Genomic DNA, 2,326 nt, shown 5'->3' on the forward strand with positions numbered 1-2,326 from the left:
TAGCTGTTACTTTTAAATATCCTTTATTTCCTTGAATTGCTTCAATACCATTTTTAACAACATTCATAATAGCTTGCTTCAACTTTGTCTTATCACCAATCGTATAAAGACTTTCTGAAATTTCAACTTGTAAATATACACCTTGCATCGCTGCAAATGACGACATGAGAGTGGTCATTTCTATTAATTGGGCTGATAAACAAATGTGTTCTTTTTTCTCAATTTGCGGCCTTGCTAAATTCAAGTAATCTTTTGTTCCGCCCGATCCAATTCAGCTAATATATTACTTATACTGATAAACAAATGTGTTCTTTTTTCTCAATTTGCGGCCTTGCTAAATTCAAGTAATCTGAAATAATTTGTTCCGCCCGATCCAATTCAGCTAATACGAGACGCATATAATCCTTATTCTTCACATCTTCCGTACTTTCTAACAATTGGATAAATCCACGAACAACAGTAAGTGGATTTCGAACTTCATGTGCCACACTTGCTGCTAACTCACTTACAATATTAAGCTTTTCTGATTTTTGCATCTCTGTACGTAGCAATGCATTTTCGTTTAAATATTCAGTTAAATACACCTGAAATACCATTGTCATGACCATGATAAGCGAGGCAAATATAAATCCGCTATATATTTGCGAAATATACGGTGTAAATCCTGTTTCCAAAAGAACATTAATCATGCCTAATACTAAAGAAACAAGCACATAAAATGATGAAATCATAAATGCTAAAATTAATTTCTTATCCCTTGAAAAAAGAGACCATTTCTTTGATAAAAACAGCGGAACTATCAATAGAAATATTACTTCTAAAACTGGAAGAAAGCTCATTCCCTTTAGTAACCATTCATATGCAACAAAAATAACCGCTGGGATTAAACCAACAATCCCACCATATAAAAAACCACTGACAATTGGAATGGGGTGAAAGTTATACCCACACACATTGCCAAAACAAATAGAGTATGTCATGGAGAGAACGAGCGTAACGCTAGATAAAAACATAATAAAGTAACGATTTGGCTTCGGAGGCATTTCTTGATAGCGATTTAAACGAATCGCTTCATATAAAAATAGTGGCAAAATTATGATGGCAATTTGAATCAATAAATCACGGATAAGCTCCATAACCTCTCATCCCCTATATGTATTTTGATATGATTATATCATTTTATAGGTGTATTTGTTTTAAAATTTTGATTTTTCTTAACATATTTGTTAATTCTTTGTTAACAACTCATCATAATTGTTACAGATTTTCGAAATGATTGTAAACCCTGTACCAAATTTCCTTCGTGCAGTATACAATGAATACGGATTACAAAGAAAATATAAAAATACTTTTTTAGACGGACAACTATAGCAAAATACAGCATATAATCCATACTATCTATGTTTACAAATAAGTGATCATTACTTTAGTAGGAGGAAGATAAATATGGCGGGTACTACGCTTGTTTTAAAAGAAGAAAATTTGGTTGTTCTAGAAAATGTTGAAAAATCAGTATATGAAGAATTACAGCATAAAGCAGGAGATGAAAATTGCACATGTGCTGTGAACGAATCAGTTGTTCACCTTGGCAAGGTATCCTCTGTACTCTGGAATGAAGATGAAATAGATTGGGAATACGGATATTAAAAAGTCGCTTATAGCGGCTTTTTTCTCTTTTCTCTCTCTTTCTAAATTACATATACAAAGCGCGATCATAGAAAATATGATAAAATGAACTTAATTTTCAAACGGAAGAAAGGGAGATACAATGGAACAATTCATTAACCCTAGAGTGAAGGACATCCAAATTTCTGGAATCCGTCAATTCTCTAACATGATTCAAAACTATGATAATTTGATTTCTTTAACAATCGGACAACCCGATTTCCCTACACCTTCTCTCGTAAAAGAAGCTGCAAAACGGGCTATTACAGAAAACTATACAAGCTATACACATAACGCTGGTTTACTAGAATTACGCAAGGCAGCTTGTAACTTCGTAAAAGATAACTACGATTTACACTACTCACCTGAAAACGAAACCATCGTTACAATCGGTGCTAGCGAAGCAATTGATGTTACATTTCGAACGATTTTAGAGCCAGGAACAGAAGTAATTTTACCTGCTCCTATTTATCCAGGTTACGAACCTATTATTCGATTATGCGGTGCAACACCTATTTTTGTAGATGTTCGTAAAACTGGATTCCGTTTAACAGCTGAAGCGCTTAAAAATGCTATTACAGAAAAAACAAGATGTATCGTACTACCGTATCCTTCTAACCCGACCGGTGTAACTTTATCAACAGAAGAACTAAAAGATATT

General features: G+C 33.4%; 2 protein-coding genes and 1 pseudogene. 2 read left to right on the forward strand and 1 reads right to left on the reverse strand.

The window, feature by feature from the left end:
• Positions 1 to 1,136, reverse strand: a pseudogene (locus tag DN403_RS30355) (histidine kinase dimerization/phospho-acceptor domain-containing protein); the annotation flags it as partial.
• Between the two features lie 310 nt (positions 1,137 to 1,446).
• Between DN403_RS30355 and DN403_RS30360 the strand changes: the two are divergent.
• Together DN403_RS30360 and DN403_RS30365 are read left to right on the forward strand one after the other, a co-directional pair.
• Complete coding sequence (locus DN403_RS30360) at positions 1,447 to 1,647, forward strand: hypothetical protein (protein ID WP_000929277.1); 201 nt, start codon at positions 1,447 to 1,449, stop codon at positions 1,645 to 1,647.
• A gap of 121 nt (positions 1,648 to 1,768) precedes the next feature.
• Positions 1,769 to 2,326 (forward strand): aminotransferase class I/II-fold pyridoxal phosphate-dependent enzyme (locus DN403_RS30365; protein ID WP_149186096.1); only part of this gene is annotated, 558 nt, incomplete at its 3' end.

The organism is Bacillus sp. AY2-1, assembly GCF_008368965.1.
GTDB classification, from domain to species: domain Bacteria; phylum Bacillota; class Bacilli; order Bacillales; family Bacillaceae_G; genus Bacillus_A; species Bacillus_A thuringiensis_S.

Coding starts and splice junctions, on each gene's coding strand:
- DN403_RS30360 (WP_000929277.1), top strand. CDS start 1,447: ATGGCGGGTACTACGCTTGTTTTAAAAGAAGAAAATTTGGTTGTTCTA.